This window comes from Rhodococcus sp. USK13 (assembly GCF_018343855.1).
Lineage (GTDB): Bacteria > Actinomycetota > Actinomycetes > Mycobacteriales > Mycobacteriaceae > Rhodococcus_F > Rhodococcus_F oxybenzonivorans.
The window spans coordinates 3,424,818-3,450,600 of the sequence record NZ_CP069242.1; the positions used below are offsets into that span (position 1 = coordinate 3,424,818).

Consider the following 25,783-nt stretch of genomic DNA (forward strand, 5'->3'; position numbering starts at 1 on the left):
TCAAGATGCCGCCGCCGTCAGGCCGGTTTCGATATCGGCGATGATGTCGTCGATTCCCTCGATGCCCACGGCGAGGCGGACCAGCCCGGGGGTGACGCCGCTGGCCGCCTGCTCCTCGGGGGTCAGCTGCGAATGGGTGGTGGACGCGGGATGGATCACCAGGGAACGCACGTCACCGATGTTGGCGACGTGGCTGTGCAAGGTGAGAGCGTTGACGAACTTCTTTCCGGCGTCGATTCCGCCGGCGAGTTCGAACGTCACGATGGCGCCTGCGCCCTTGGGAGCGATCTGCTTGGCGCGCTCGTGCCAGGGTGAGGAAGCGAGCCCGGTGTACCCGACCGAGACGACCTCGGGCCGGGCTTCGAGGTACTGGGCCACGGTGGTCGCGTTCGACACGTGCCGTTCCATGCGCAGGCTCAGCGTTTCGAGGCCCTGTGCGATGAGGAACGCGTTGAAGGGCGAGATCGCGGAACCGAGGTCGCGCAGCAGTTGCACCCGCGCTTTGAGGGCGTAGGCCGGTGGACCGAGTTCGGCGAAGACGACCCCGTGGTAGCTGGGGTCAGGGGTAGTGAAGTTCGGGTGCCGGCCTTGGGTCCAGTCGAAGGTGCCGCCGTCGACGATCACACCGGCGATCGCCGTGCCGTGGCCGCCGAGGTACTTGGTGGCCGAATGGACCACGATGTCCGCGCCGTGTTCGAGCGGGCGGATGAGGTAGGGCGTGGGTACGGTGTTGTCGACGATCAACGGTATGCCGTGCTGATGCGCGATGCCGGAGATGCCCGGGAGGTCGAGGACGTCGTTCCGCGGATTCGACACGGTCTCGCCGTAGAAGGCCTTGGTGTTGTCGCGAATCGCGCCGCGCCACTGCTCGAGGTCGTCGGGATCCTCGACGAACGAGACCTCGATGCCGAGCTTGGGCAGCGTGTAGTGGAAGAGGTTGTAGGTGCCGCCGTAGAGACGGGGGCTGGAGACGATGTGGTCGCCGGCCTCGGCGAGGTTGAGGATCGCGAAGGTCTCCGCGGCCTGCCCGGAGGACAGCAGCAGGGCCGCGACGCCCCCTTCGAGTGCGGCGATGCGCTGCTCGACGGCGTCCTGGGTGGGGTTCATGATGCGGGTGTAGATGTTGCCCGGCTCGGCCAGGCCGAACAGTGCGGCAGCATGATCGGTGTTGTCGAAGGTGTACGAGGTGGTCTGGTAGATCGGCAGTGCCCGCGCCTTCGTGGTGGCGTCGGATGTCTGCCCGGCGTGGATCTGCTTGGTCTCGAACGACCAGTTCTCGGTCATGTGCTGTCTACTCCAGTGGTCTGACGAGGCGCGGACGACATATTCGGGATCGTTCGCGCACAGGGCGTGGCTGGGGTCTATCTACGACAACAACAACACATCATGAACCTCCGATGTCGGACCCGCGCTTGTCACCCGACTGCGTGTTAATCAGGGAACCAGGTCATCACCCGGGGCACCCCACCGCGGTGGAGGGTTGCCGGCCAGCTAGCCGGGGCTCGTTGCTGGCACTCATGACCTCTGGTGATCTTAGCGGCTGGAGCCGAACGACCGGAAACGGCACCGATCAGGGCCCCTAGCAGGGAAAAGTTACCCGCGAGTAGGAGCAGGTTGCAGGGCCCCAGGTGTTGCGAGCCCGGCGCATAGCAGTACGCTTGTCTTGTTTAGGCACGGTCTCCCAGCGACCGTCCTGACCGTCTACGTTTGATAAGCGAACCGTTCGCGGACCCACTCACAAAGTGTGCCCGCAACCGTGTAACCAGGGAAACTTCCTAGGAGGACGCGAAGCACCCATGTCCAAAATCAAGGTTGAGGGCACCGTCGTCGAACTCGACGGCGACGAGATGACGCGCATTATCTGGCAGTTCATCAAAGACAAATTGATCCATCCTTACCTGGATGTGAACCTCGAGTACTACGACCTCGGCATCGAATACCGGGACGAGACCGACGACCAGGTGACCGTCGACGCGGCCAACGCCATCAAGAAGCACGGCGTGGGCGTCAAGTGCGCGACCATCACCCCGGACGAGGCCCGTGTCGAGGAGTTCGGCCTGAAGAAGATGTGGCGGTCGCCCAACGGCACCATCCGTAACATCCTCGGTGGAACGATCTTCCGTGCGCCGATCATCATCTCCAACGTTCCGCGACTGGTTCCGGGCTGGACCAAGCCGATCATCATCGGCCGCCACGCGTTCGGTGACCAGTACCGCGCCACCGACTTCAAGGTTCCCGGCCCCGGCAAGGTGATGATCACCTACACGCCCGAGGACGGCAGCGAGCCGATCGAGCACGAGCTGGTGAACTTCCCCGAGGACGGCGGCGTCGTCCAGGGTCAGTACAACTTCACCAAGTCCATCACGGACTTCGCCCGGGCCTCGCTCAACTACGGCCTGCAGCAGAACTACCCGGTCTACCTGTCGACCAAGAACACGATCCTCAAGGCGTACGACGGCGCGTTCAAGGACATCTTCCAGCACGTCTACGAAACCGAGTTCAAGTCGGAGTTCGACGCGGCAGGTCTGACCTATGAGCACCGCCTCATCGACGACATGGTGGCGTCGGCGCTCAAGTGGGAGGGCGGCTACGTCTGGGCGTGCAAGAACTACGACGGCGACGTGCAGTCCGACACTGTGGCCCAGGGCTTCGGATCGCTCGGCCTCATGACCTCCGTGCTGCTGACCCCGGACGGAAAGACCTGTGAAGCGGAGGCCGCACACGGCACCGTGACGCGTCACTTCCGTCAGCACCAGCAGGGCAAGCCGACGTCCACGAACCCCATCGCGTCCATCTTCGCCTGGACCCGTGGACTCGAGCACCGCGGCAAGCTGGACAACACCCCCGACGTCATCGCCTTCGCGCAGAAGCTCGAGGACGTGGTCATCAAGACCGTCGAGGGTGGCCAGATGACCAAGGACCTCGCGATGCTGGTCGGCGGCGATCAGGGCTTCCTGACCACCGAGGAGTTCCTCGGTGCGCTCGACATCAACCTCCAGAAGGCCATCGCCGAGCAGTAAGCACACAGCACCTCCAGCAGTACAGATACGGGACGTTCCCTCTGTGGGGACGTCCCGTTCTGTGTTCGCAGGTCAGCCGTGGGTGAGTGAGCTCACGGCCGTTCTCTGCACGTCCGGGCCGGAACAGGGAAGAGAATCCTTCCGGAGGTGGTTGCCGACTGAGGCGCTCTCTGCCGTGTAGTCGTGTACGTCTCTATTCGAAAGTGTGTCTTCTGTGAGCACCTCCACGTCCGTCCGCCCCGAGCCGGCCGGTGTCGTCGCGCATCATTCGTCGGTCCGCACGCTCGCCATGGTCGCGCTCGCCCTGGGTGGCTTCGGCATCGGGACCACCGAGTTCGTCGCCATGGGCCTCCTGCCCGACATGGCGGCGAGCCTGGGCATCAGCGAGCCGACTGCGGGGCACGTCATCTCGTCGTACGCGCTGGGAGTGGTCGTCGGGGCGCCGCTCATCGCCGCCCTGACGGCGCGAGTGCAGCGCAAGACGCTGCTGATCGCGTTGATGGCCGCCTTCACGCTCGGCAACTTCGCCACCGTGCTTGCACCGAACTATGGGGTCCTGATGGCTGCACGCTTCGTGGCGGGGCTACCGCACGGTGCCTATTTCGGTGTCGCAGCACTCGTCGCCGCACACCTCGCGGAGCGTGGCAAGCGGGCCAAGGCCGTGGCCCTCGTGATGATGGGACTGTCCGTGGCCAACGTCGTGGGTGTGCCCGCCGCGTCGTGGCTGGGCCAGAATCTCGGCTGGCGTAGCGCCTTCGTCCTCGTTGCCGGCATCGGCACGGTGACCCTCGTCGCCATCTGGTCCTGGCTGCCTCCACTCGCGGCGATGCGGATGACCAATCCGCTCACCGAACTCGGCGCCCTCCGCCGTCCTCAGGTGTGGATGACGCTGATCATCGGCATGGTGGGGTTCGGCGGCATGTTCGCCGTCTACACGTACATCAGTACGACGCTCACCGATGTCGCCGGCCTCTCGCGGTCCCTGGTGCCACTGGCGCTGATGATCTACGGGCTCGGCATGGTGGCGGGCAATCTCCTCGGCGGCCGACTGGCCGACCGGGCACTGGTTCCCGGTCTCTTCGTCTCGATGACGGCGCTCGGGGTGCTCCTCGCGGTTTTCGTTTTCGCCTCCCGCAACCCGTACACTGCGCTCGTGCTCGTCTTCGGCGTGGGCGCGGCCGGTGCCTCGATGGTGCCGGGGCTGCAGACCCGGCTGATGGACGTCGCCGCGGACGCCCAAACGCTCGCGGCGTCCCTCAACCACGCCGCGCTCAACATCGCGAACGCCTTCGGAGCCTGGATCGGTGGTGTCGTGATCGCGGCCGGCTACGGGTACACCGCGCCCGCCGCGGTCGGTGCGCTGCTCGCCGTGGCCGGGCTCGTGGTCCTCACCGTGGCGGTCGCCATGGAACGCCGCAGCTCCCGTTCGTCTCGGTAGCCGCGCTGTCGTACGCGTCCGCTACGGTGCTTGCCGTGCCACACATCATCACCACCGTCAATGTCAACGGCGTTCGCGCCGCCGCCCGCAAGGGGCTCACCGAGTGGATCGAGCGCACAGAGGCTGACGTCGTGTGCCTGCAGGAGACGCGGGCGTCCGACGAACAGCTGGCCGAGACTCTCGCGCCTGCGCTGGCGAGCGGCTGGCATCTCGCGTCCGCAGAGCCGTCGGCGAAGGGACGCAACGGTGTCGCCGTCCTCTCGCGTAGACCGGCGGACGCCTTTCGGGTGGGTCACGGTGACGAGGAGTTCCTGGGAGCGGGCCGGTACCTCGAGGCCGACTTCGACGATCTGACGGTCGCGAGCCTGTACCTGCCGTCCGGCGAGGCGCAAACGCCCCGGCAGGAGGAGAAGGAACGGTTCATGCAGTCCTTCGGCCGCTACCTGGCGGACAGCGCCCGCGCTGCGGTCGCCGCCGGGCGGCACATGGTGGTATGCGGCGACTGGAACATCGCTCACACCGAACTCGACCTGAAGAACTGGAAGACCAACAAGAAGAATTCCGGGTTCCTGCCACACGAGCGGGAATGGATGAGCGCTCTCTTCGCGGAGGACGCCCATTGGGCTGACGTGGTGCGTCTCCTCCACCCCGACATCGCAGGCCCGTACTCGTGGTGGTCCTACCGGGGAAAGGCGTTCGACAACGACTCCGGGTGGCGCATCGACTACCAGATCGCCACCAGAGCGCTCGCGGAACGCGCCAAGCAGGCCGTGGTCGAGAGAGCTGAGAGTTACGACCAGCGGTGGTCGGATCACGCACCCGTCACCGTCCAGTACCGCTGACCCCGGTATCTGATTCGTCTCGTTCCGCCCCACGTGAAAAGATCAGTACTCATGTCGACCCCTGCAGATCAGAAGCCCACCGCCAGGCCCCGGGTGCTCTCCGGCATCCAGCCCACCGCCGACTCGTTCCACCTCGGCAACTTCCTGGGCGCGCTGCAGCAGTGGGTTCCTCTGCAGGACGAATTCGACGCGTTCTACTTCATCCCGGATCTGCACGCGATCACCGTCGCGCAGGATCCCAAGGAGTTGCGTCGTCGCACCAAGATCGCTGTGGCCCAGTTGCTCGCCGTCGGAATCGACCCCGACCGCTCGACGCTGTTCGTGCAGAGCCAGGTTCCGGAGCATGCGCAGTTGGCGTGGGTGCTCAACTGCATCACCGGTTTCGGTGAGGCCAGCCGCATGACGCAGTTCAAGGACAAGTCCGCAAAACAGGGCACCGAGAACGCCAGCGTCGGCCTGTTCACCTACCCGGTGCTGATGGCCGCCGACATCCTGCTCTACCGGCCGCAGCGTGTACCAGTCGGCGAAGACCAGCGCCAGCACCTCGAATTGGCCCGCGATCTCGCCCAGCGGTTCAACACCCGGTTCGGCAAGGCGTTCGTGATCCCCGAGGCCCAGATCATCAAGGGCACCGCCAAGATCTTCGACCTGCAGGATCCGACGTCGAAGATGAGCAAATCGGGGCCGAGTCCCTCCGGTTTGATCAATCTGCTCGACGACCCCAAGGTATCCGCGAAGAAGATCAAGTCCGCCGTGACCGACAACGAGCGGGAGATCCGCTACGACCGGGAGACCAAACCTGGTGTGAGCAACCTGCTGACCATTCAGTCCGCACTGTCCGGCACGCCTATCGAGACATTGGTGGCGGGCTACGAGGGCAAGGGATACGGCGATCTGAAATCCGATACGGCCGACGTTCTCACCGACTTCGTGACACCGTTACGGGCGAAGGTCGACGAGTTCCTCGCGGACGAGGCCGAACTGGATCGGATCATCGCAGCCGGTGCGCACCGCGCCCGTGAGGTGTCGTCGCAGACGCTGGCGACCGTGTACGAGAAGGTCGGGTTCCTGACACCGAAGGGTTGAGCACCGTGGCGGACGAAGCGAGCATCCTCGAGAAACAGCGGGCAGCGCGCCCCTGGTTCGACCACGTGATACGGGCCGCCGGGCGATATCAGCAGCAGAAGGGCGACTACTACGCCGCAGGAATCACGTATTTCAGTGTGCTGGCACTCATTCCGATTCTGATGATCGCGTTCGCCATCGCCGGTTTCGTACTCGCCGGCCAGCCCGAGTTGTTGCAGGAACTGCAGGAGAGCATCACCAAGAATGTTCCCGGGAGTCTCGGGGACACGCTCAACACCGTCATCGATTCGGCGATTGCGTCCCGCGCCGGCGTGGGTGTCCTCGGCCTGCTCGGCGCCGCCTACGCGGGGCTCGGGTGGATGGCGAATCTGCGCGATGCCCTCACCGCGATGTGGGAAAGTACCCACGAATCGCCGGGCTTCCTGAAGACCAAGCTGGGTGATGCGGGGGCTCTCATCGGACTCGGTCTGGCGATGGTGGTGTCGCTGGGCGCATCGGCCCTCAGTAGCGGTCCGGTGGCAGGCACAGTCGTGAGTGTGTTGAACCTCGGCAACATCGCGGGCATCGACCTCGGTTTGCGCGTCCTGTCGACGCTGGTGTCCGTGGTCGCTACCTGGGCGGTGTTCACCTGGGTGATCTCCCGCCTACCCCGCGAACCTGTTGCCTTCCGCAGTGCGATGAAGGCGGCTGTGCTCGCCGCGGTGGTGTTCGAGGCCTTCAAGCAGGTCGGGGCCATCTATCTCTCGATCGTCACCAGCGGTCCGGCCGGCGTGGCGTTCGGACCCATCATCGGTCTCCTGGTCTTCATCTACCTGACGTGCCGGATGCTGCTCTTCGCGACCGCGTGGGCGGCCACTACCCAGGAGAGTCTCGCGCTCGCCTTCGTCCCCCCGCCGGATCCGGCGGTCATCACGCCTCGCGTCCAGGTGAACGAAGGTCCCGGGATCGGCGGCGGACTCGCTCTCGTCGGCGCAGGCGCACTCGCCGCGCTGGGACTGTCCGGCCTTCTGTTCCGCAGTAAACGCTGACGGCGGCAGTCAACGACGGCGCAGGAGGCGCCACGCCCACAGCAGCAGCACGAGGATGATCGCCGAACCGCCGACGCCTACACCGATGCGCAGAGCCGTGGTGTCGTGGGCGCGATCGGAGCTGGAGGCGACGCCAGAGCTGGTCGTGTCAGCCGAATTCTGATCCGGCGTTGCTGCAAGTACCGCGCCCGAGGAGTCCTCGGACGGTTCGAGATCAATGAGGGAACCCACCTCCGCGTCTGAATCGAGCCCGAATCCGTAGTCCAGCAACCGGGCGGCCTGTTCCCAGGGCCGGATGGGTTGAGCTTCGGCGCCCATGAGAGTGACCACTAATCGACGGCCACCGTGGTCGGCGCCGCCGACGTAGGTGTGGCGCGCATCGTCCGTGAATCCGGTCTTGCCGCCCAGTGCGCCGGGATAGTTGTAGAGCAGTTGGTTGTCGTTGGCCAACGCGAATGGGGGACGGTCCTGATCCTCGGGAATCGCGGGGTCCCTGGGGAATCCGGGGAATTGCACAGTCTCCGTGGAGATCAGCTCGGCGAACGTCGGGTTCTTCATCGCGGCGTGGAAGATCAGGGCCAGGTCGAACGGGGAGCTGCTCATGCCGGGCCCGTCCAGCCCGGACGGCGTCGCTGTACGGGTGTCGTGGGCGCCGAGAGTGTCGGCGAGGCGGTTCATCTTCTCGACCGCGATCTCGTCGCCGCCCAACTGCCGTGCCAGCAGATGAGCCGCATCGTTACCCGACGCCATCACCAGGCCCTGCATCAGTTGTCGATTCGTGTATCGGCCGTTCTTGCCGATCCCGACGGCGCTGCCCTCCACCTCGGCGTCTTCGGCGGTGGCCGTCACAGTCTTGTCGAGGTCGAGCTCGTCGAGAGCCACGAGCGCCAGCAGCATCTTGATAGTGCTGGCCGGGCGGTATCGGCCGTGCGGGTCCTTGGCAGCGAGTACGGCACCGCTGTCGATGTCCGCGACTACCCATCCCGACGCGGAGATGTCCGCGGGAGGTGGCGGTGCGTCGTCGGGAAGAACCACCCCGCAGGCACCGAGCTTCGCACCCCCGACAGGGCGGTCGGGCACGGCCATCGCGCTCGGTGTCGGATCACCCGGCCGAGGAACCTCCGAAGAGTCGACGGCGGGAGCGGGAGACGACCGGTTCGGACAGTTGTCGGTGTTGGGAGTGGTGAACGGCGTCGACGTGGGCGGCGGCGGAACGACGGGAGGAATGGCGCCCGCAGACGTCACCGAGAGTCCGGCGAAGAGAACCCCGGACACGACTGCGATACCCACTCGACGCCACCTCATCGAAGAAGGAGCGTATGCCATGGGTACCGAGCGCGAGAAAAGCACTGGCCGAGTGACATCCATTCGTGACGTCGGGGCGAGTCCGGCGGGCCTCACCCTGAAAGTGAGCGAGGTATTTAGGGAGCCGAACCAACGCTGACATACGTATCCAGTAGGGGGAGTATGAAACAGACCAGTCTCGCTCTGATGGTGGGAACGAGCGTCGCGACATCGTCGTTCCCAAGCGATCCGCACTTCCGGCAATTCCCGATTCTGATGTGAGGCGGCCGAGATGACGGCAGAAGATGTGGTGGGCGCGCAGACCGCAGACCGAGAATGTCGCGATTGCGGCTATAAGCCGGAGCTGAAGCGCACCCTGGGCTCCTTCCAGGTGTTCGCGGTGTCGTTCGCGTTCATCTCGGTGGCGGTCGGGATCTTCGGCACGTACAACGACGTCCTCCGAGACGCCGGTCCGGTGGGCATCTGGCTCTGGGTCGTCGTCGCACTAGGTCAGACCCTGATCGCCTTGGTGATCGCCCAATTCGCGGCCCGAATACCACTCAGTGGCTCCTCCTACCAATGGGCGTCGCGGCTGGCGAACCCGAAAGTCGGCTGGTTGTTCGGGTGGCTGACCTTTTGTTATCTCGCCATCGGTGTGGTGACGGTGGACAATGCCATGGCAAGCAGCGCACTCATGCCCCTGTTCGGCATGCAGCCCGACGAAGGCACCGCACGGGTGATCACGCTCGTCGTGGTGCTCATTCAGGCGGTCTTCGTCGTGTTCTCCACGCGTCTCGTCGGCTTGATCACGTCGGGCGCGGTGGGGCTGGAGCTGGTGATCGTCGTGGTGCTGGCGATCGGGCTTTTCGTCGCTGTGGCGTTCTCGGGCAAGGGCTCGATCGGCAACCTCACCTCACGCGGCATCGCCGAGGGCGCCCCCAATTATTTCGCCGTCGGCGGTGGGTTGATGGCTGCGATGATCATGGGGCTTGCCACGCTCGTCGGGTTCGACTCCGCGGCGAACATGGCCGAGGAGGCGAAAGACCCGTTTCGCAGTGTTCCGCGGGCGATCGTGGGGTCGGTGGTGGCGGCAGGCGTCCTGGGACTGGTGTTCCTGGTAGCACTCACCATTGCGATCGACGACGTCGCCCGGGTCAGTGCCAGTGACACACCGGTGGCGGCGATTCTGCGCGATCAGTTGGGTCCGGTGATGGAGAGGACGCTGCTGGTCGCGATCGCGTTCGCCTTCTTCGGCGCCGGGATGGTGACCCTGGCCACCTGCTCGCGGATGGTGTTCGCCATGTCGCGCGACGCACGTTTCCCTGCTTACCGACTGATGCGCCGGGTCAACCCGCGCACGCAGACACCTATTCCGGCGACCATCTTGATCGTCGTCGTGGGGGTAGTCCTGATGGCTGCGTTGCCGGGTGGGGCGCTGCTCGAGCTGCTCACGGTGGGAACGGTCATTTCAGCGGTCCTCTACGGCGCGATAATTGTCCTCTACCTTGCGGTGCGCAAGCATTTGGATCGTAAGGAGGGCGCGTTCGACCTCGGGCGCTTCGAGATGCCGATCGCGTACGGCGCCCTCGTGTGGTCGGCGGTGGTGCTGTTCGTGATCATGTCGCCCTCGAGTGCTGTGACGGCACTCCTGATTGCGCTCGGTGTGCTCCTCGCGGGAGGGGTGTACTTCCTCTACCTACTGGTGTTCACACGCGAGGTACTGGAAACCGAGCCGGGAGACGCCGATGTCTTCTCGCACTGACCTGAAAGTGAACAGATGACTCTCACCACGGCAGATCTGACGGGCGAGGTCGTGCGTGCGGGTGACGACGGCTACGAAGCGGCGCGGGTCGGCTGGAACCGTGTGTATTCGCACTATCCCGAGGCGATCGTGTTCTGCTGCAGTACACAGGACGTGGTCAACGCGGTCCGATGGGCACGTACGGAAGGCATTGCCCTGCGGGTGCGCAGCGGACGCCACAGTCTCGAGGGTTGGTCGTCGCTCGACGGGGGCCTGGTCATCGACGTCAGTCGGATGAAGAGCGTCGTCATCCACGACACTGCGCGCACGGCGACGGTCGGGACGGGGCTGACGCAGCAGGAGACGGTCGCGGCGCTGGGACAACGCGGATTCGTCGTTCCGACCGGCTCGGAGGGTGGGGTCGGTCTGGGCGGCGTGGTCCTCGGCGGTGGCTTCGGGCTACTGACCCGCAGCTTGGGCATGGCATGCGACAACCTCCTCGCCGCCGAGATCGTGGTGGCCGACGGCTCCCGTTCGGCGACGGTCGTCCAGGCCACCGAGCACGACAACCCGGACCTGCTGTGGGCGTGCCGCGGCGGCGGTGGAGGCAACTTCGGGATTGCGACCTCGTACACGTTGAAGCTGCACGAGCTCTCGACCGTCACTTACCTGGTCGCAAGGTGGACCGGTCACGACCACCTGGGCGACCTGCTGCGCACATGGCAGCGCGAGGCGCCGATCGCCGACGAGCGGCTGACCAGTGCGCTGGAAGTGGATTCCACGGCGGTCGAGCTGTCTGCTCTGCTGCACGGTGGCTCACGGGCAGGGCTCGAGGACGAGCTACGTTCGCTGCTCGCGATCGGCACGCCCGACGTCACCGTGACGGAGGGCGCCTGGCCGACCATCTACGGCGACGTCGACAGGGGTCCGGACGACGTACCGTTCTGGAAGTTCCACTCTCAGTTCGTCAGTCGTCCATTCCCCGACGAGGCAATCGATCTGATCGTCCGCTATATGAGCAACACGCCCAGCCCGCCGAGCAACTTCTTCTGCTCGAGCTTCGGCGGAGCCGTACGGCACGCGCCACCCGGTGGATCGGCGTTCCCGCACCGCGACGCGCTGTTCTACTGCGAGCCGGGCGCGGCCTGGAACGACCGCGCCCTGAACTCGAAGGCACTGAGTTGGGCGGCCGACTTCTGGCGCGCACTGCGCCCCTACGGTGACGGCGCCTACGTCAACGTACCCAACGCTGCCGCATCGGACTGGGAGCGCGAGTACTACGGCTCGCACTGCGAGCGGCTACGCCAGGTGAAGACCGCCTACGATCCGGACAACGTCTTCAATTTCGAGCAGAGCGTGCCCGTGTCACCGGCTGGACCGAGGTCGTCGACGGCGAGGTGATTTCCCCGCCGAGCCTGCCGCGCATCAGATTGCGGCGGGAGGGGAGGGGCCACAGCCCAGAGCGCCTGCGGTAACCGTGTCCGGTTACCGCAGGCGCTCGGGAACTGCTGGTGTGCGGGGAAATTTCGTTCAGCGCGCGAACAGCAATGCGCGTTTGACTTCCTGGATCGCCTTCGTGACCTGGATGCCACGCGGGCATGCGTCGGTGCAGTTGAAGGTGGTCCGGCAGCGCCAGACACCGTCCTTGTCGTTCAGGATGTCGAGGCGCTCCGAGGCGCCCTCGTCACGGCTGTCGAAGATGAAGCGGTGCGCGTTGACGATGGCAGCGGGACCGAAGTAGCTGCCGTCGCTCCAGTACACGGGGCACGACGTCGTACAGCAGGCGCACAGGATGCACTTGGTGGTGTCGTCGAAACGCGCGCGATCGTGCTGCGACTGGATGCGCTCGCGGGTGGGCTCGTTGCCGGTGGTGATGAGGAACGGCTTCACGGCGCGGAATGCGTCGAAGAAGGGTTCCATGTCGACGACGAGGTCCTTCTCCACCGGCAGACCCCTGATGGGCTCGACGGTAATCGTGACCGGCTTGCCGTCCTTGGGCAGCATGTCCTTCATGAGGAGCTTGCAGGCCAGACGGTTGACGCCGTTTATCCGCATCGCGTCCGAGCCGCACACGCCGTGGGCGCAGCTGCGCCGGAACGTGAGGGTGCCGTCGAGGTAGCCCTTCACGTAGAGGAGCAGGTTCAGCATGCGGTCGGTGGGCAGCGCCGGCACCTGGAAGCTGTCCCAGTGCTGACCCTCGCCCGACTCCGGGTTCATCCGCGCGATCTTGAGGGTGACCATGACGGCGCCCTCGGGGATGGCAGGGAGATCCGACTTGTCTTCGCTCTTGTCGACTGCAGGTGCGCTCATCAGTACTTACGCTCCATCGGCTCGTAACGGGTCTGGACTACCGGCTTGTAGTCGAGACGGATGTCGGAGAGCAGGCCGTCGCCCTCCTTGTATGCCATCGTGTGCTTCATGTACTCGGCGTCGTTGCGGTCGGGGAAGTCTTCGCGAGCGTGGCCGCCGCGGGACTCCTTGCGGTTGAGCGCACCGACGACGGTGACCTCTGCCATTTCGAGCAGGAAGCCGAGCTCGACGGCCTCGAGCAGGTCGCTGTTGTAGCGCTTGCCCTTGTCCTGCACCGTGATGTGGTTGTAGCGCTCCTTGAGGGCGCGTACGTCCTTGAGGGCCTGAGTGAGGCGCTCTTCGGTCCGGAACACCGACGCGTTGTTGTCCATGGACTGCTGCAGTTCGCTGCGGATGTCCGCGACACGCTCGTGGCCGTGATCGGAGAGGATGAGTTCCATCCAGTCCTCGACCATCTTCTGCGGGGCATCGGGGAGGGGCACGAACTCGGTGGTGTTCGCGTGCTCCGCGGCGGCGATGCCGGCGCGGCGTCCGAAGACGTTGATGTCGAGCAGCGAGTTGGTGCCGAGGCGGTTGGCGCCGTGCACGGAGACGCAGGCGCATTCACCGGCGGCGTACAGGCCGGCGACGATGTCCTCGTTGTTTCGCAGGACCTCACCGTTGATCTTGGTGGGGATACCGCCCATGACGTAGTGGCACGTCGGGTACACCGGCACCGGTTCCTTGACCGGGTCGACACCGAGGTAGGTGCGGGAGAACTCCATGATGTCCGGGAGCTTCTCGTCGAGGACTTCCTCGGGAATGTGGGTCACGTCGATGTAGACGTAATCCTTGTTCGGTCCGGCGCCGCGGCCCTCGAGTACCTCGAGCACCATCGAGCGGGCGACGATGTCACGCGGAGCGAGGTCCTTGATGGTGGGGGCGTACCGCTCCATGAAGCGCTCACCGTCCGCGTTACGGAGGATGCCACCTTCACCACGCACCGCCTCGGAGATGAGGATGCCGAGCCCGGCCAGGCCTGTGGGATGGAACTGGTGGAACTCCATGTCCTCCAGCGGCAGGCCCTTGCGGAAGATGATGCCCATGCCGTCACCGGTGAGGGTGTGGGCGTTGGATGTCGTCTTGTACATGCGTCCCGAGCCGCCCGTGGCGAACACGATCGACTTCGCGTGGAACACATGGATCTCGCCGGTGGCCAGCTCGTAGGCGATGACGCCGGTGGCAACCGGGCCGTTCTCCGTCTCGGTGATGGCGATGTCGAGCGCGTAGAACTCGTTGAAGAACTCGACGTCGTGCTTGACGCAGTTCTGGTAGAGCGTCTGCAGGATCATGTGGCCGGTGCGGTCGGCGGCGTAACACGCACGGCGCACAGGCGCCTTACCGTGATCGCGGGTGTGGCCACCGAAACGACGCTGGTCGATCTTGCCCTCGGGAGTGCGGTTGAACGGCAGACCCATCTTCTCGAGGTCGAGCACCGCGTCGATGGCTTCCTTCGCCATGATCTCGACGGCGTCCTGGTCGGCGAGGTAGTCGCCGCCCTTGACGGTGTCGAAGGTGTGCCACTCCCAGTTGTCTTCCTCGACGTTCGCCAGTGCCGCGCACATGCCGCCCTGGGCAGCGCCCGTGTGGCTGCGGGTGGGGTAGAGCTTGGTCAGAACCGCGGTGCGGGCGCGCGGCCCGGCCTCGATCGCTGCGCGCATGCCGGCGCCGCCGGCACCGACGATGACCACGTCATAACGGTGTTCCTGCATGAAGTCTGTGCTCCCCTAGCTCGCCGAGATATTGGGGTCGAAGGTGAAGATGACGTACGTGCCCAGGCCCATGATCAGGATCATCGAGAGAACGAGGATCGTGGTCAGCCAGAAGCGCGTGGAGTCCTTGCGGGAGTAGTCCGCAATGACGGTCCGGAGTCCGTTGCCGCCGTGCAGCTGGGCAAGCCAGAGCATGGTGAGGTCCCAGAACTGCCAGAACGGGCTGGACCAGCGGCCTGCGACGAACGCGAAGTTGATGCGGTGCACACCGTCGTCGAGCATCAGCATGATGAACAGGTGGCCGAGGACGAGGAAGATCAGCGCGAGACCGGAGAACCGCATGAACAGCCAGGCGTACAGCTCGAAGTTGTTCTTCGACGTCCGGCGTGGTGAGCGCGGGTTGTCCAGGCTGGCGGGACGGTCGTAGGTCTTGCCGAGACTCTTGGCTTCTGTCGTCATGTCAGTGCCCCGCAAACATGTTGTAGAAGATGCGGCCGGCGCCCGGGATCATCACCAGGAACCAGATCGCGAGAATGACCCAGAGCATGAGGCGCTGGTATTGCGGTCCCTTGGACCAGAAGTCCACCAGCATCACCCGGACACCGTTCAGTGCGTGGTACAGCACCGCGGCGACGAGCGCGAGTTCCATGAGCCCGACGATCGGGTTCTTGTAGGTCTCGATGACACTGTCGTACGTGTCGGGATTCACGCGCACCAGCGCGGTATCCAGCACGTGGACGAAAAGGAAGAAGAACGTCATTACGCCTGTGATCCGGTGCAAAACCCAGGACCACATTCCGGGGTCGCCCCGGTAAAGCGACCGTGTGCGCTCCTTGGCCGGAGCGGCTTCAGTCGTGCTACTCATCGAGTGCTGTGCCTCCAACGTCATTGGTGGACGCGTCGAGCCTGCGTAGCTTTTCGGGGGTACCTCAGCTGGACCCGACGAGATCCTGAACCGACTTCTCTGAACTGTAAACCCAACAGAATCTCGGGAACTAACTCGACTCCGGATTCGTACAGCCTGCGGAAACGAAGTTAGGTTTGCCTCCCCAAATCGAAATGACGGCTTCAGGGGGATTCTCTGCATCCATTCAGTGGGCATGATTGGATGGTCAACCATGAGCGAGATCGATTGGAATCTGTTGCGCGCCAACGCGCAACGGGTGATGAGTAGGGCCTATGCGCCCTACTCGGGATTTGCCGTGGGTGCGGCTGCACTGGTGGACGATGGGCGAATTGTCGTCGGATGCAATGTGGAAAATGTCTCATACGGGTTAGGGCTCTGCGCCGAGTGTGTACTGGTCGGTAACTTATTTGCGGGCGGGGGAGGCAGGCTGCTGGCCTTCACCTGCTGTGACGCGGCCGGGGAGATACTGATGCCGTGCGGACGTTGTCGTCAGCTACTCCTCGAGCACGGAGGCCCTCGATTGCTCGTCGATCACCGAGCCGGAATCCGGCCGTTGGACCAGTTGCTGCCGGACGCCTTCGGTCCGGACGAGACCGAAAGGATCCGCCGTGCATGATGCTGCCTCGATCATCGCCGCCAAACGAGACGGCCGAGAGCTGACCGGTGCAGAGATCGACTGGGTCGTGGAGGCATTCACCCACGGAGTCGTCGCCGACGAGCAGATGTCGGCGCTGGCGATGGCGATCTACTTCCGTGGCATGACCCGCGAGGAGGTGAGCCGATGGACCACCGCGATGATCTCTTCGGGTCGCCGGCTCGACTTCACGCACCTGGGACGCCCCACGGTGGACAAGCACTCGACAGGGGGAGTGGGCGACAAGATCACCCTGCCGTTGTCGCCCCTCGTCGCCGCGTGCGGGGCCGCCGTACCGCAGCTGTCCGGCCGCGGCCTCGGCCACACCGGGGGGACACTCGACAAGCTGGAGGCGATCCCCGGCTGGCGCGCCGACCTCGACACCTCCGAGATGGCCGAAATCCTGTCCGACCCGGCTATCGGCGCCGTGGTGTGCGCGGCCGGTGCCGACCTCGCCCCCGCCGACCGGCGGCTGTATGCGCTGCGCGACGTGACCGGGACCGTCGAATCGATTCCTCTGATCGCCAGCTCGATCATGAGCAAGAAGATCGCGGAAGGCACCGAAGCGCTGGTGCTCGATGTGAAAGTGGGGTCGGGCGCGTTCATGAAGAAGCTCGACGATGCGCGCGAGCTCGCGCAGACGATGGTGGATCTGGGGAACGACGCCGGGGTGCGGACACTGGCGTTGCTCACGGCGATGGACGCACCCCTCGGGCTCACCGCCGGCAACGCCCTCGAGGTACGGGAGGCCGTGGAGGTGCTGGCGGGCGGCGGCCCCGCCGATGTGGTCGAGCTCACCCTCGAGCTGGCCCGAGAGATGCTGAAAGCAGCGGGAATCGACGGAGTCGACCCCGCGGACAAGCTTCGGGACGGGTCCGCCATGGACCGCTGGCGGGCCATGATCGGGGCGCAGGGCGGCGACCCCGACGCCCCGCTCCCGAAAGCCCGCCACACCGAGGTGATTCTCTCGGAGACCGAGGGTGTGGTGTGTGGTCTCGACGCCATGGCGGTCGGTCTCGCTGCGTGGCGGCTGGGCGCGGGTCGAGCGCGCCAAGGTGAGGCGGTGCAGGCGGCGGCAGGCATCGAGATGCACGCGAAGCCGGGGCAGACCGTCTCGGTCGGCACTCCGCTCGCCACGCTGCACACGGACACGCCGGAGCGGTTCAGGGCGGCGAAGGTGTCACTCACCAATGCATGGACCATCGTCGCCGACGCGCCGAGTGTGACGGCTCCGCTCGTCATCGAGCGAATCGAGGAGCCCTCAGGCTAACGTCGACGCATGACCGCACTGGATCTGTCGGCCCTGCGCCGAGCGCCGAAGGTGTTGCTACACGACCATCTCGACGGAGGTCTCCGGCCCGAGACAGTTCTCGAACTGGCCCGCGACTGCGGGTACGACGGATTGCCCGCCGATACCGCGCCGGCACTCGCCACCTGGTTCCGCGAGGCTGCGGACAGCGGCTCGCTCGAGCGTTACCTGGAGACGTTCGCTCATACGGTCGCGGTGATGCAGACACCGACAGGGCTGGAGCGGGTGGCCCGGGAATGCGCGGAGGATCTGGCGGACGACGGCGTGGTATACGCCGAGGTCCGCTTCGCTCCCGAGCAGCACCTCGAGGAGGGGCTGACGCTCGATCAGGTGGTGGAGCAGGTACTGCTCGGCTTCCGGGCGGGGGAGTCGGCCGCGGAGACGCGCGGTCAGCGAGTGCGCGTGGGGGTTCTGCTCACCGCGATGCGGCACGCGGCGCGAAGCCGGGAAATCGCAGAACTCGCAGTGCGGTTCCGCGACCGCGGTGTGGTCGGTTTCGATATCGCCGGAGCCGAGGCCGGTAACCCGCCGAGCCGTCACCTCGACGCGTTCGAATACATGCGCAACAACAATGCGCACTTCACCATCCACGCCGGCGAGGCATTCGGCCTGCCGTCGATCCACGAGGCCATCGCCTTCTGCGGCACGGACAGGCTGGGGCACGGGGTTCGGATCACCGATGACATCACGATCGGCGACGACGGTGTCCCCGTTCTGGGATCGCTCGCGAACTATGTGCGCGACAAGCGGATTCCGTTGGAGCTGTGTCCGAGTTCGAACATTCAGACCGGAGCGGTCGATGCCCTCGAGAATCATCCGTTCGGCCTGCTCGCACAGTTGCGGTTCCGGGTGACGGTCAACACCGACAACCGGTTGATGAGCGATACCACGATGAGCCGCGAGATGCTTCGACTGGTCGAAACGTTCGGTTACGGCTGGACGGACCTCGAGCGCTACACGATCAATGCCATGAAGTCGGCGTTCATCCCGTTCGATCAGCGACTCCAGCTGATCGACGAAGTGATCAAGCCGGGATTCGCCGTCCTCGTGGGCTGAGCGTTTGCGTGCCTACATCGCGCGCAGGCGAGCCTCGAATTCGCGCTCGAGGGTTCGCCATGCGTCGGCCTCGGCGTCGTACGGCGCGCTGGGCGCCAGACGGGTCGGGTCGGGGTCGAGAATGAACGACACGTACCAGCCGAGCGGGTCGGACGTGGCGAGCGCGGTTTCCACCGAGTCGTCGTCGGCGAAGTCCGCTGCATCGGTGAACAATTCGACGGCGAGGTCGAGTTGGTCCGCGTCCACGGCTTTCGGTCCGGCGGCCAGGTCGTCGGCCAAACCGGGAAGGACGTACACGTTCTCGTCCGTGACCTCCACCTCGAGTGAGCCGTCCACGGCCGCCACCTGAATCTCTTCGTAGGTGCTGACCTGGGCAAGTGCGTGGTCGTGGTTGTCGGCGAGGTAACGCGCGAGGGCACGCTCCGAGGTGAACACGAAGATCATGCCTTCGCGTCCCAGGAAGAGAGCGTCATCGTCGAGATAGCACCGAAGGGTGAAGTAGGTGCCGCCCGAGGTGATGATCTTGATGGGATCGACGCCCACCGAGCCCCAGAACGAGTCGTCCTCGTCGTCGTCTTCTTCTTCCAGATCGAGGGGAACGAACTCCTCCTCTTCTTCGGCCTCCGCGGCGTCGTCCACGTCCACGGTGTTCTCGTCGGCGGCCAGTAACTCTGCTTCCGCAACGGCCACCGCATCGGCGTCGACGTCGGGGGTGGACACGATGCCGTCGATGGCGTCGAGGACGTCGTCCCAGCCTTTCGCTATGGCCGTTCCGATCTGGCTCCAGAGCTCTTCGCCTTCGCGACCCTCGAATGCACTCACACCTGCGGGGAGCGCGCCGAGGATCGGATTGGCGCTGAAGAATTTGACGACGGCGTCGAGCTCGCAGACTTCGCCGATGTTGCGCACCATGTTGAGCGTGTCTTCGAGTTCGCTGACGACGATGGCGTCGGGGTCGCTCGCAGCGAGTTCCGGCACCCCGATCAGATCGAAGCAGAAGTTCTCGTCCGGTTCGAGTTCGGCAGCGGACAGCCCGGATACGACGCTCCACGCAGGATGCTCGACGAGATCGTTGTCGGTATTCGTGCGGATGAACGCAGCCAACTCCGCCACTGATTCGAACCCGTACAGGTCTTCTTCGTGACCCAGGAATGCTTCCCACTCGTCGTCGCCCTCACGCCACCGTGGGGCCCACAGTGTGACGAGGTCGCCGTCGGTGAGACCTAGTTCGATCGGGACGATGTCTCCAGCCATGGCGGGAAGCCTATCGACCCGGCGGCCAAAGATATACCCGGCCCATGGCTAGACCTTCCCGAACTCGTCGTGCAACGTCGTCATGACCTGGCTGCGCTGTTCGGCGGCCAGGCGCGCGGCCTCCTGGGTGGTGCCGGTAATCAGCGTGGCCAGGGCCACAGGGTCGAGGCCGGCAATGGAATCGTTCATCCACAGGCCGGTCAGGGTTCCGTTGCCGTCCACCTCGGCGGTGACGTGATCGGACTCACTCGAGGCGCGGGCCTTGATCGACCGCAGTCCCTCGAGTGCTTCCTCGAGGAGAGCGACCTGTTCGGTGGCACGGCCGACGATGGTGTCCATTTCGTGTTCGCTCACAGTGGTCGCATCCAGCTCGTCGGGGCGGGTTCTTCCTCGTCCTCGGCGGCCTGGGCCGCTGCTACGTCGGCGCGGGTGGGCAGACCGAGCTTGTGGAGCACGTCGGCAGGCATTCCGTCACGGGCCAGTTCGTCGCGGCGCCGTGCGCCGGCTTCCATGGCGGAACGACGGCACAGCGTCAGAATCTCGTCGGCGAGGCGCTGGCCGCCGTAGCGCAGTTCTCGCGGATCGATGCGAAGTTCGAGGGGGAGACCGTGCTCGGTGGTGCGCACCGACACGGTGCCCGATCGATTGCTCACTGCTGCCGTGACTCCGGCCGGGGATGGGGTGGGAGGAAACATGAATCCTGTCATTCGGTAGGTCGGTAGAAGCCGTAGAAGCCCATGCCGCTGTTACTGGTTCGGATGGGGCCCACCTGCACGGGGTCACCGGCCTCCACGAGTTGGCCGTTGCCGATCACCATTGCCACGTGTCCGTCCCACACGGCCAGATCGCCCGGCATCAAATCGCCTGGGTCGACCGCGGTACCCACGTTCTGCTCCTGTGCAAGACGTGGAATCCCTACTCCGGCTTCGCCATACGCCCATTGCGTCAGACCGCTGCAGTCGAGGCCCTCGCCGGGAGCGGTGCCACCCCAGACATACGGGACACCTTGTTGTGACAGCGCATTGCGGACGGCGTCGGCGGCTTCCTTGTTTGGTGCCAGGGCAGTGCTGCCGTCCGGGAGAACAACCTCGACGCCCTCACCGCTGTGCGTGGCGTCGGAAGTGGCGGCGCCGCGGCCGGTAACTCCGGAATTGCCCATGAGGGAATCCGATCGGCTCCCACTCGCGCCCCGGCCACCCGAAGAGGCGATGTTCGAGACCGGACTCATCAATCCGGACATCGACGGCGCGCTCGACGAACTCGCGAATCCGGACGCCGCGCGACTCATCGGGTCGGCGCCCGCGGGGGACACCGGCGTTGCGGACGCGGGCACGGTGCTCGCGGCGGACGTGCTCGCGGGAGCAGTGGCGGCGGGCGCGGTCGGTGTGTCCTCGGCAGGGGTGAGCTCCACCATTCGCGCGGTCTGCTCACTCAGTTGGGTCCGCACCGCGGCGACGACGGTGGTCGCTCTCCCGAGATGGTCGATCGCGGCAGCGATGATCATGGCTTGTCCCGGAGGGGTGGCGAGCGCCGGTCCGGCCGCGATCGCGAGGGAGAGGAACGACTGCAGGATCTCCTGCAATTGCGCCATTCCGGCCCGCACGATCTCGGACGCCTCGGCCACGACGGCAGCCATGTCGTTGCCGCGATCGGCGACGGCGACCGTGGATCGTTGCGCCTCTTCGGTCTTCACGATCGCGCCCGTACCGCCTCGTCCTTCCCAGTCGCCGTAGACGGCGCTGATCCCGGTTCGCCCGGTGTCGTGCACGGCGTCGATGGCGACCGAGGATGCACGGAGAGCGTCAGCCGGACCGCCCGCGGGGAGGACACCGCTGCCGAAGGCACCGAGGAGATCGAGCATTGGGCGGGCGAGTATATCGATGGGGATCATGATCAGGCCCCCAGTCCGACAGCATCGGCGGCGAGCGCAGCCGTCGTGGCCATGTCGGTGCTGTCGTAGTTGGCGGCGTTGGCCAGCGCGGTCGTGCTGATCGCGCCGAGAACACCCGCGAGCTTCTCGATCGACGCCAGGTGCGCGGCGTGCGCCGTGGCGAAGGCGGCGACGAAGTCTCCGCCGATCACGCCGAACACCGGTCCGAGCAGCAGCGGGCCCGCCGCCGCAGCAGCGAGCCCGGCCGCCTGCATCTCTGCCCCCATGGTCGCGGCCGTGGCCGCGAACGTGGCGATACTCGCGGTATCCGCCCTCAAGTCGTTCATCGTCAATCCCCCCAGTCGGATTTGATACCGGTCACCTTATTGGACGCCGTCGACATCGATACGGTTCCACCCCCCATTGACACCCGAGACGTGCTGCACGGGTAATCCGAATACACATGTCGGCGGACCCGTGTGGCCCGGCGAAGTCGATCCGGAGGGAATCCCCGCCCGGTCCCCTTATTCTTCGAGCATGAACACGCACGTGGTCGACCATCCGCTCGCAGCGGTCCTCCTGACAACCATGCGCGACGCGCGCAGCGACAATGCCACCTTCCGCGGCGCGTTGAGAAGGCTCACGCACATGTTGGTGTACGAGGCGATGCGTGAGGCTCCCGTCGCAACGTTCGACGTGGTAACTCCGGTCGCGGTCGCGGACGGGGTGCGGCTCGCGCAGCCACCTCTCCTGGTTCCCGTGCTGCGTGCCGGACTGGGCATGGTCGAGCAGGCCAGCTCCTTGATCCCGCAGGCCCGTGTCGGGTTCGTGGGGATGGCCCGCGACGAGGAGACGCACCGGCCGGTTCCGTACCTGGAGTCGCTGCCGGAGGATCTCTCGGGGATGCCGGTCTTCGTTCTCGACCCCATGTTGGCGACGGGTGGGTCGATGATTTACACCATCGATCTACTCGTTGCCCGTGGGGCCACCGACGTCACCGCAGTCTGTGTCGTGGCGGCACCCGAAGGTGTTGCGGCGCTGCAGGAGTCGGGACATCCGGTCAGGCTCGTCACCGCTGCCGTCGACGAGGGGTTGAACGAGGACGCCTTCATCGTGCCGGGACTGGGGGACGCCGGTGACCGTCAGTTCGGCCCCCGCTGACTCAGAGAGCGTGGGCGAAGTCGCGCAGAACGGCCAGCCGCTCGCGTGCCGTGGCGCGGGCAGCGCCGAGCCCCTCCCGGTCCGGTGCTCCGACCACGACCTCCAGGTAGCACTTGAGCTTCGGTTCCGTTCCGGAGGGCCGGACCACCACCCGGACGGAGGAACCGGTGAGGACGAGGGCGTCGGTGCGGGATGAGCCGCGCAGCTCCGCCAGGTCGGTTGCCCGCACCGGCTCGCCGGCCAACTCGGTCGGCAGGTTCGCCCGCAGGCGCTGCATCATGGCCCCGATCTCGCTGATGTCCGCGACGCGACGGGACACCTGGTCGCCGGCGTGCAGACCGAATTCGAGCGCGTAATCGTCCAGGCGGTCCAGCAGGGTCGAGCCCTCGCTGCGCAGGGTAGCGGCGAGGTCGGCGGCGACGACGGCGGCGGAGATTCCGTCCTTGTCGCGCACCACGTCCGGGTCGACGCAATGTCCGATCGCTTCCTCGTAGGCGTACACGAGCCCGTGTCCTGCGCGGACGAGCCATTTGAAACCAGTGAGCGTCCGCGCACTTCGCGCACCGCGCGCCGACGCCAGCTTCTCGAGCAGGTCCGAGGACACGATAGTCGTGGCGACGAGCGGGTCGGGCGGTGCGCACGCGAGGACGTGGTCGGCGAGCAGGACCCCGGTCTCGTCGCCACGCAACATGCGCCAGCCGTCCGGTCCCGGCACACCCACGGCGAGACGATCCGCATCGGGATCGAGGGCGAGTGCGAGGTGGGCGTCGACCCGGTCGGCGAGTGCGAGAAGCTCGTCCGACGCTCCGGGTTCCTCCGGATTCGGGAACTCGACAGTCGGGAAGTCGGGGTCAGGGTGGAATTGGGAAGCGACGGTGTGGATATCGGTGAACCCGGCAGCCCCTAGGGCCGCCACCGCCGTCTCGCCGCCGACGCCGTGCATCGCGGTGAGTGCGATGCGCACCGTGCGCGACGTTCCCCTCGGAAGGGAGGCGACCCGCGCAAGATACGACTGCACGAGTTCGTCGGACGCTGGGATTACCGGGCTGCGCGGGACGAGGTGTGCTGGCCCCACCGCGGCAATGGCGGCCTCGACCTCCCGGTCCGACGGCGAGATCAACTGTGCGCCGCCGTCGAGGTACACCTTGTAGCCGTTGTCGGTTGCCGGGTTGTGCGACGCGGTGATCTGCACTCCGGCCGCCGCGCGGAGCCGGCGTACCGCGAACGCGACGATCGGCGTGGGGAGCGGACGCGGCAGCAGGACCACGGAGAAACCGGCACCGGCCAGAACCTCCGCCGCGGCCAGGGCGAACTTCTCGGACCCGTGCCGCGCATCACGGCCGACCACCACGGTGGAACCGCCCAGGCACCGGTCCTTCAACCAGGCGCTGAGGCCGGCAGTGGTGCGGACCACTACCGCGACGTTCATGCCGTTGGGCCCCGCCCGGACCGGCCCGCGCAGGCCGGCGGTGCCGAAGCTCAGTGGCGCGGAGAACCGGTGAGCGAGTTCGTCGGCGGACAGCGAGGCGAGTTCGGCGCGCGACTGTGGGTCGGGGTCCTCGGCGATCCACCGGGTGACGACGTCGCTCACAGGCGCTCCACCAGTTTGCGCAGAAGCCCTCCCATGCGGTCCGCGGACGCGCGGCCCGCGGCGAGCACGTCTTCGTGATCGAGGTGTTCACCGGTAATCCCGGCAGCAAGATTGGTGACCAGTGAAATTCCGAGGACCCGGGCACCGAGGGCACGCGCCGCGATCGTCTCGTGCACGGTGGACATACCGACCAAATCGGCGCCGAGCGTGCGCAGCATCCGAATTTCGGCCGGGGTCTCGTAATGCGGTCCGGGCAGTCCGGCGTAAACCCCTTCGGCAAGGCTCGGGTCGATGTCGCGGGCGAGCGCCCGCAATTCGGGGTCGTAGGCGTCGACGAGATCGACGAACTCCGCGCCGACGAGGGGCGAACGTCCGGTGAGATTGAGGTGGTCGCTGACGAGGACGGGCTGCCCGACCGCGTACTCGCTGCGGATTCCGCCGGCGGCGTTGGTGAGGATGACGGTGCGCGCGCCCGCGGCGACGGCAGTCCGCACGGGATGCACGACGGAGTCCAGCGGATGACCTTCGTAGGCGTGCGTACGTCCGAGGAGAAGAAGTACCCGCCGCCCGCCCACGTCGACGGATCGGATCGTCCCTGCGTGCCCGAGCGCCGACGGCGGCGTGAAGCCTGGTAGTTCGGCCATCGGCACGGTGGCGAACGGTTCCCCGAACCGGTCGGCGGCGGCGTTCCACCCCGATCCGAGGACGACGGCAATCGGGTGTTCGGCACAGTCGGTGTACTCGGCGAGCGCGGCAGCCGCGGCGTCTGGCGTTCCCATGAGGCGATAGTCTTCCACTCATGCCCTATATCGATCGCGACGGTGACGTATTCATCCTGTACCTCGGGAACGAGGGGGAGGTGGACAACGAGAACCGCTTCTCTCCGGACTGGATCGATGCCACCCACGCCACGCTCGACGAGATCGAGTCGCACGAAGGCCCCGCCGCGCTGGTCACGACCGCAACGGGCAAGTTCTTCACCAATGGACTGGACACCACCTGGATTTTCTCCAACACCGACAAGCTCCCGGAGTACCTCGACCGCGTCCACACTCTCTACACCCGGCTGCTGACTTTTCCGATGGCCACGGTCGCGGCCGTCCAGGGGCACGCGTTCGGCGCGGGCGCCATGCTCGCGACATCCCACGATTTCCGGGTGATGCGCGCCGACCGCGGGTTCTACTGCCTGCCGGAAGTGACGCTGAACATGCCGTTCACCGTGGGTATGTCGGCGCTGCTCACCACCCGCTTGCCGAAACAGACCGCCGTGGACGCCATGACGACGGGCCGTCGCTATGGCGGCGCAGATGCGCTCGCCACGGGCATCGTGGAGGAGGTTGCGGACGGGAACTCCGTGCTCACGGCGGCCGTAACCCGGGCATCCGCGCTCACCGCGACACGCGGTGACAACCTGTCCGGCATCAAGCGCGGAATCCATCAGGAAGCCCTCACCGCTCTCGCCACGGTGACGGACAAGAGCAACTTCAGCTTCGGGTGAGAG

Annotated in this window: 25 protein-coding genes and 1 riboswitch; of the genes, 12 read left to right on the plus strand and 13 right to left on the minus strand. The window is 65.9% G+C overall.

Annotated features, from left to right (window positions below; translation table 11 throughout):
- A complete protein-coding gene (locus JQT59_RS18150) occupies nucleotides 1-1,284 on the minus strand; it encodes a bifunctional o-acetylhomoserine/o-acetylserine sulfhydrylase (RefSeq protein ID WP_213577221.1) in 1,284 nt (427 codons plus the stop codon).
- A 119-nt stretch (nucleotides 1,285-1,403) separates the two neighbouring features.
- Nucleotides 1,404-1,523, minus strand: a riboswitch (SAM riboswitch).
- Between the two features lie 273 nt (nucleotides 1,524-1,796).
- Here JQT59_RS18150 and JQT59_RS18155 point away from each other — a divergent pair.
- The 5 genes from JQT59_RS18155 (at nucleotide 1,797) to yhjD (ending at nucleotide 7,414) form a co-directional block, all read left to right on the plus strand.
- Nucleotides 1,797-3,020 carry an NADP-dependent isocitrate dehydrogenase gene (locus JQT59_RS18155; RefSeq protein ID WP_109331429.1) on the plus strand — a complete coding sequence of 408 codons (1,224 nt, stop codon included), beginning with the start codon at nucleotides 1,797-1,799 and terminating at the stop codon, nucleotides 3,018-3,020.
- A 214-nt stretch (nucleotides 3,021-3,234) separates the two neighbouring features.
- Nucleotides 3,235-4,458 (plus strand): MFS transporter, encoded by a 1,224-nt coding sequence (locus tag JQT59_RS18160; RefSeq protein ID WP_213577222.1) that lies wholly within the window; start codon nucleotides 3,235-3,237, stop codon nucleotides 4,456-4,458.
- Between the two features lie 35 nt (nucleotides 4,459-4,493).
- Nucleotides 4,494-5,300 (plus strand): exodeoxyribonuclease III, encoded by an 807-nt coding sequence (locus JQT59_RS18165; protein WP_213577223.1) that lies wholly within the window; start codon nucleotides 4,494-4,496, stop codon nucleotides 5,298-5,300.
- Between the two features lie 51 nt (nucleotides 5,301-5,351).
- Entirely contained in the window at nucleotides 5,352-6,386 is a 1,035-nt protein-coding gene (trpS, locus tag JQT59_RS18170) for a tryptophan--tRNA ligase (RefSeq protein WP_208961217.1), read from the plus strand.
- Nucleotides 6,387-6,391: 5 nt separating this feature from the next.
- Nucleotides 6,392-7,414: an inner membrane protein YhjD gene (yhjD, locus tag JQT59_RS18175; protein WP_213577224.1), complete on the plus strand. Its 1,023-nt coding sequence runs from the start codon at nucleotides 6,392-6,394 to the stop codon at nucleotides 7,412-7,414.
- A gap of 9 nt (nucleotides 7,415-7,423) precedes the next feature.
- On the opposite strand, the gene JQT59_RS18180 is transcribed toward yhjD, so the two are convergent.
- Nucleotides 7,424-8,704: a D-alanyl-D-alanine carboxypeptidase family protein gene (locus tag JQT59_RS18180; RefSeq protein ID WP_213577225.1), complete on the minus strand. Its 1,281-nt coding sequence runs from the start codon at nucleotides 8,702-8,704 to the stop codon at nucleotides 7,424-7,426.
- A gap of 286 nt (nucleotides 8,705-8,990) precedes the next feature.
- Between JQT59_RS18180 and JQT59_RS18185 the strand changes: the two genes are divergently transcribed.
- The gene (locus tag JQT59_RS18185) at nucleotides 8,991-10,460 is read left to right on the plus strand and encodes an APC family permease (protein ID WP_213577226.1); all 1,470 of its coding nucleotides are present in this window, start codon (nucleotides 8,991-8,993) and stop codon (nucleotides 10,458-10,460) included.
- Between the two features lie 15 nt (nucleotides 10,461-10,475).
- Nucleotides 10,476-11,840, plus strand: coding sequence for an FAD-binding oxidoreductase (locus tag JQT59_RS18190; protein ID WP_213577227.1), 1,365 nt, complete (start codon nucleotides 10,476-10,478; stop codon nucleotides 11,838-11,840).
- Between the two features lie 129 nt (nucleotides 11,841-11,969).
- Here JQT59_RS18190 and JQT59_RS18195 read toward each other — a convergent pair whose 3' ends face one another.
- Genes JQT59_RS18195 through sdhC form a run of 4 tightly spaced genes read right to left on the minus strand, consistent with a single transcriptional unit; the run spans nucleotide 11,970 to nucleotide 15,365 of the window.
- Nucleotides 11,970-12,749, minus strand: a complete 780-nt coding sequence (locus JQT59_RS18195; RefSeq protein ID WP_109331418.1) for a succinate dehydrogenase iron-sulfur subunit — start codon at nucleotides 12,747-12,749, stop codon at nucleotides 11,970-11,972.
- On the minus strand, nucleotides 12,749-14,500 hold the full coding sequence (sdhA, locus tag JQT59_RS18200; RefSeq protein WP_159925761.1) for a succinate dehydrogenase flavoprotein subunit: 1,752 nt from the start codon (nucleotides 14,498-14,500) through the stop codon (nucleotides 12,749-12,751). The genes JQT59_RS18195 and sdhA overlap by 1 nt, the downstream gene beginning before the upstream one ends.
- 15 nt (nucleotides 14,501-14,515) lie before the next feature.
- The gene (locus tag JQT59_RS18205; protein ID WP_005239887.1) at nucleotides 14,516-14,959 is read right to left on the minus strand and encodes a succinate dehydrogenase hydrophobic membrane anchor subunit; all 444 of its coding nucleotides are present in this window, start codon (nucleotides 14,957-14,959) and stop codon (nucleotides 14,516-14,518) included.
- A gap of 1 nt (nucleotide 14,960) precedes the next feature.
- Nucleotides 14,961-15,365: a succinate dehydrogenase, cytochrome b556 subunit gene (sdhC, locus tag JQT59_RS18210; protein WP_109335215.1), complete on the minus strand. Its 405-nt coding sequence runs from the start codon at nucleotides 15,363-15,365 to the stop codon at nucleotides 14,961-14,963.
- Between the two features lie 253 nt (nucleotides 15,366-15,618).
- Between sdhC and JQT59_RS18215 the strand changes: the two genes are divergently transcribed.
- The 3 genes from JQT59_RS18215 to JQT59_RS18225 are packed head-to-tail and all read left to right on the plus strand — an operon-like array spanning nucleotide 15,619 to nucleotide 18,406.
- On the plus strand, nucleotides 15,619-16,023 hold the full coding sequence (locus JQT59_RS18215) for a cytidine deaminase (protein ID WP_159925763.1): 405 nt from the start codon (nucleotides 15,619-15,621) through the stop codon (nucleotides 16,021-16,023).
- A complete protein-coding gene (locus tag JQT59_RS18220; protein ID WP_213577228.1) occupies nucleotides 16,016-17,311 on the plus strand; it encodes a thymidine phosphorylase in 1,296 nt (431 codons plus the stop codon). The genes JQT59_RS18215 and JQT59_RS18220 overlap by 8 nt, the downstream gene beginning before the upstream one ends.
- Before the next feature lie 9 nt (nucleotides 17,312-17,320).
- The gene (locus tag JQT59_RS18225; protein WP_213577229.1) at nucleotides 17,321-18,406 is read left to right on the plus strand and encodes an adenosine deaminase; all 1,086 of its coding nucleotides are present in this window, start codon (nucleotides 17,321-17,323) and stop codon (nucleotides 18,404-18,406) included.
- A gap of 12 nt (nucleotides 18,407-18,418) precedes the next feature.
- Here JQT59_RS18225 and JQT59_RS18230 read toward each other — a convergent pair whose 3' ends face one another.
- The 5 genes from JQT59_RS18230 to JQT59_RS18250 are packed head-to-tail and all read right to left on the minus strand — an operon-like array spanning nucleotide 18,419 to nucleotide 21,877.
- Nucleotides 18,419-19,660: a SatS C-terminal domain-containing protein gene (locus JQT59_RS18230; RefSeq protein ID WP_213577230.1), complete on the minus strand. Its 1,242-nt coding sequence runs from the start codon at nucleotides 19,658-19,660 to the stop codon at nucleotides 18,419-18,421.
- 48 nt (nucleotides 19,661-19,708) lie between these two features.
- Nucleotides 19,709-20,014, minus strand: coding sequence for a YbaB/EbfC family nucleoid-associated protein (locus tag JQT59_RS18235; RefSeq protein ID WP_213577231.1), 306 nt, complete (start codon nucleotides 20,012-20,014; stop codon nucleotides 19,709-19,711).
- Nucleotides 20,011-20,355 carry a hypothetical protein gene (locus tag JQT59_RS18240; protein ID WP_213577232.1) on the minus strand — a complete coding sequence of 115 codons (345 nt, stop codon included), beginning with the start codon at nucleotides 20,353-20,355 and terminating at the stop codon, nucleotides 20,011-20,013. The genes JQT59_RS18235 and JQT59_RS18240 overlap by 4 nt, the downstream gene beginning before the upstream one ends.
- Nucleotides 20,356-20,363: 8 nt before the next feature.
- Nucleotides 20,364-21,551: a C40 family peptidase gene (locus tag JQT59_RS18245; protein ID WP_213577233.1), complete on the minus strand. Its 1,188-nt coding sequence runs from the start codon at nucleotides 21,549-21,551 to the stop codon at nucleotides 20,364-20,366.
- 2 nt (nucleotides 21,552-21,553) lie between these two features.
- Nucleotides 21,554-21,877 (minus strand): type VII secretion target, encoded by a 324-nt coding sequence (locus tag JQT59_RS18250; RefSeq protein WP_213577234.1) that lies wholly within the window; start codon nucleotides 21,875-21,877, stop codon nucleotides 21,554-21,556.
- Nucleotides 21,878-22,067: 190 nt separating this feature from the next.
- Here JQT59_RS18250 and upp point away from each other — a divergent pair, with 190 nt between their 5' ends.
- Nucleotides 22,068-22,691, plus strand: a complete 624-nt coding sequence (gene upp / locus JQT59_RS18255; RefSeq protein ID WP_213577235.1) for a uracil phosphoribosyltransferase — start codon at nucleotides 22,068-22,070, stop codon at nucleotides 22,689-22,691.
- A 1-nt stretch (nucleotide 22,692) separates the two neighbouring features.
- Here upp and JQT59_RS18260 read toward each other — a convergent pair whose 3' ends face one another.
- Nucleotides 22,693-24,282: a phospho-sugar mutase gene (locus JQT59_RS18260; RefSeq protein WP_213577236.1), complete on the minus strand. Its 1,590-nt coding sequence runs from the start codon at nucleotides 24,280-24,282 to the stop codon at nucleotides 22,693-22,695.
- Complete coding sequence (locus JQT59_RS18265) at nucleotides 24,279-25,061, minus strand: purine-nucleoside phosphorylase (protein WP_213577237.1); 783 nt, start codon at nucleotides 25,059-25,061, stop codon at nucleotides 24,279-24,281. Before JQT59_RS18265 ends, JQT59_RS18260 begins: the two co-directional genes overlap by 4 nt.
- A gap of 20 nt (nucleotides 25,062-25,081) precedes the next feature.
- Between JQT59_RS18265 and JQT59_RS18270 the strand changes: the two genes are divergently transcribed.
- Nucleotides 25,082-25,780, plus strand: a complete 699-nt coding sequence (locus JQT59_RS18270) for an enoyl-CoA hydratase/isomerase family protein (protein ID WP_213577238.1) — start codon at nucleotides 25,082-25,084, stop codon at nucleotides 25,778-25,780.
- Nucleotides 25,781-25,783: the final 3 nt, after the last annotated feature.

Coding starts and splice junctions, on each gene's coding strand:
- trpS (WP_208961217.1), top strand. CDS start 5,352: ATGTCGACCCCTGCAGATCAGAAGCCCACCGCCAGGCCCCGGGTGCTC.
- JQT59_RS18185 (WP_213577226.1), top strand. CDS start 8,991: ATGACGGCAGAAGATGTGGTGGGCGCGCAGACCGCAGACCGAGAATGT.
- JQT59_RS18195 (WP_109331418.1), bottom strand. CDS start 12,749: ATGAGCGCACCTGCAGTCGACAAGAGCGAAGACAAGTCGGATCTCCCT.
- JQT59_RS18155 (WP_109331429.1), top strand. CDS start 1,797: ATGTCCAAAATCAAGGTTGAGGGCACCGTCGTCGAACTCGACGGCGAC.
- JQT59_RS18265 (WP_213577237.1), bottom strand. CDS start 25,061: ATGGGAACGCCAGACGCCGCGGCTGCCGCGCTCGCCGAGTACACCGAC.
- JQT59_RS18225 (WP_213577229.1), top strand. CDS start 17,321: ATGACCGCACTGGATCTGTCGGCCCTGCGCCGAGCGCCGAAGGTGTTG.
- JQT59_RS18270 (WP_213577238.1), top strand. CDS start 25,082: ATGCCCTATATCGATCGCGACGGTGACGTATTCATCCTGTACCTCGGG.
- JQT59_RS18245 (WP_213577233.1), bottom strand. CDS start 21,551: ATGATCCCCATCGATATACTCGCCCGCCCAATGCTCGATCTCCTCGGT.
- JQT59_RS18190 (WP_213577227.1), top strand. CDS start 10,476: ATGACTCTCACCACGGCAGATCTGACGGGCGAGGTCGTGCGTGCGGGT.
- JQT59_RS18250 (WP_213577234.1), bottom strand. CDS start 21,877: ATGAACGACTTGAGGGCGGATACCGCGAGTATCGCCACGTTCGCGGCC.
- sdhC (WP_109335215.1), bottom strand. CDS start 15,365: ATGAGTAGCACGACTGAAGCCGCTCCGGCCAAGGAGCGCACACGGTCG.
- JQT59_RS18215 (WP_159925763.1), top strand. CDS start 15,619: ATGAGCGAGATCGATTGGAATCTGTTGCGCGCCAACGCGCAACGGGTG.
- JQT59_RS18230 (WP_213577230.1), bottom strand. CDS start 19,660: ATGGCTGGAGACATCGTCCCGATCGAACTAGGTCTCACCGACGGCGAC.
- upp (WP_213577235.1), top strand. CDS start 22,068: ATGAACACGCACGTGGTCGACCATCCGCTCGCAGCGGTCCTCCTGACA.
- JQT59_RS18150 (WP_213577221.1), bottom strand. CDS start 1,284: ATGACCGAGAACTGGTCGTTCGAGACCAAGCAGATCCACGCCGGGCAG.
- JQT59_RS18240 (WP_213577232.1), bottom strand. CDS start 20,355: ATGTTTCCTCCCACCCCATCCCCGGCCGGAGTCACGGCAGCAGTGAGC.
- sdhA (WP_159925761.1), bottom strand. CDS start 14,500: ATGCAGGAACACCGTTATGACGTGGTCATCGTCGGTGCCGGCGGCGCC.
- JQT59_RS18205 (WP_005239887.1), bottom strand. CDS start 14,959: ATGACGACAGAAGCCAAGAGTCTCGGCAAGACCTACGACCGTCCCGCC.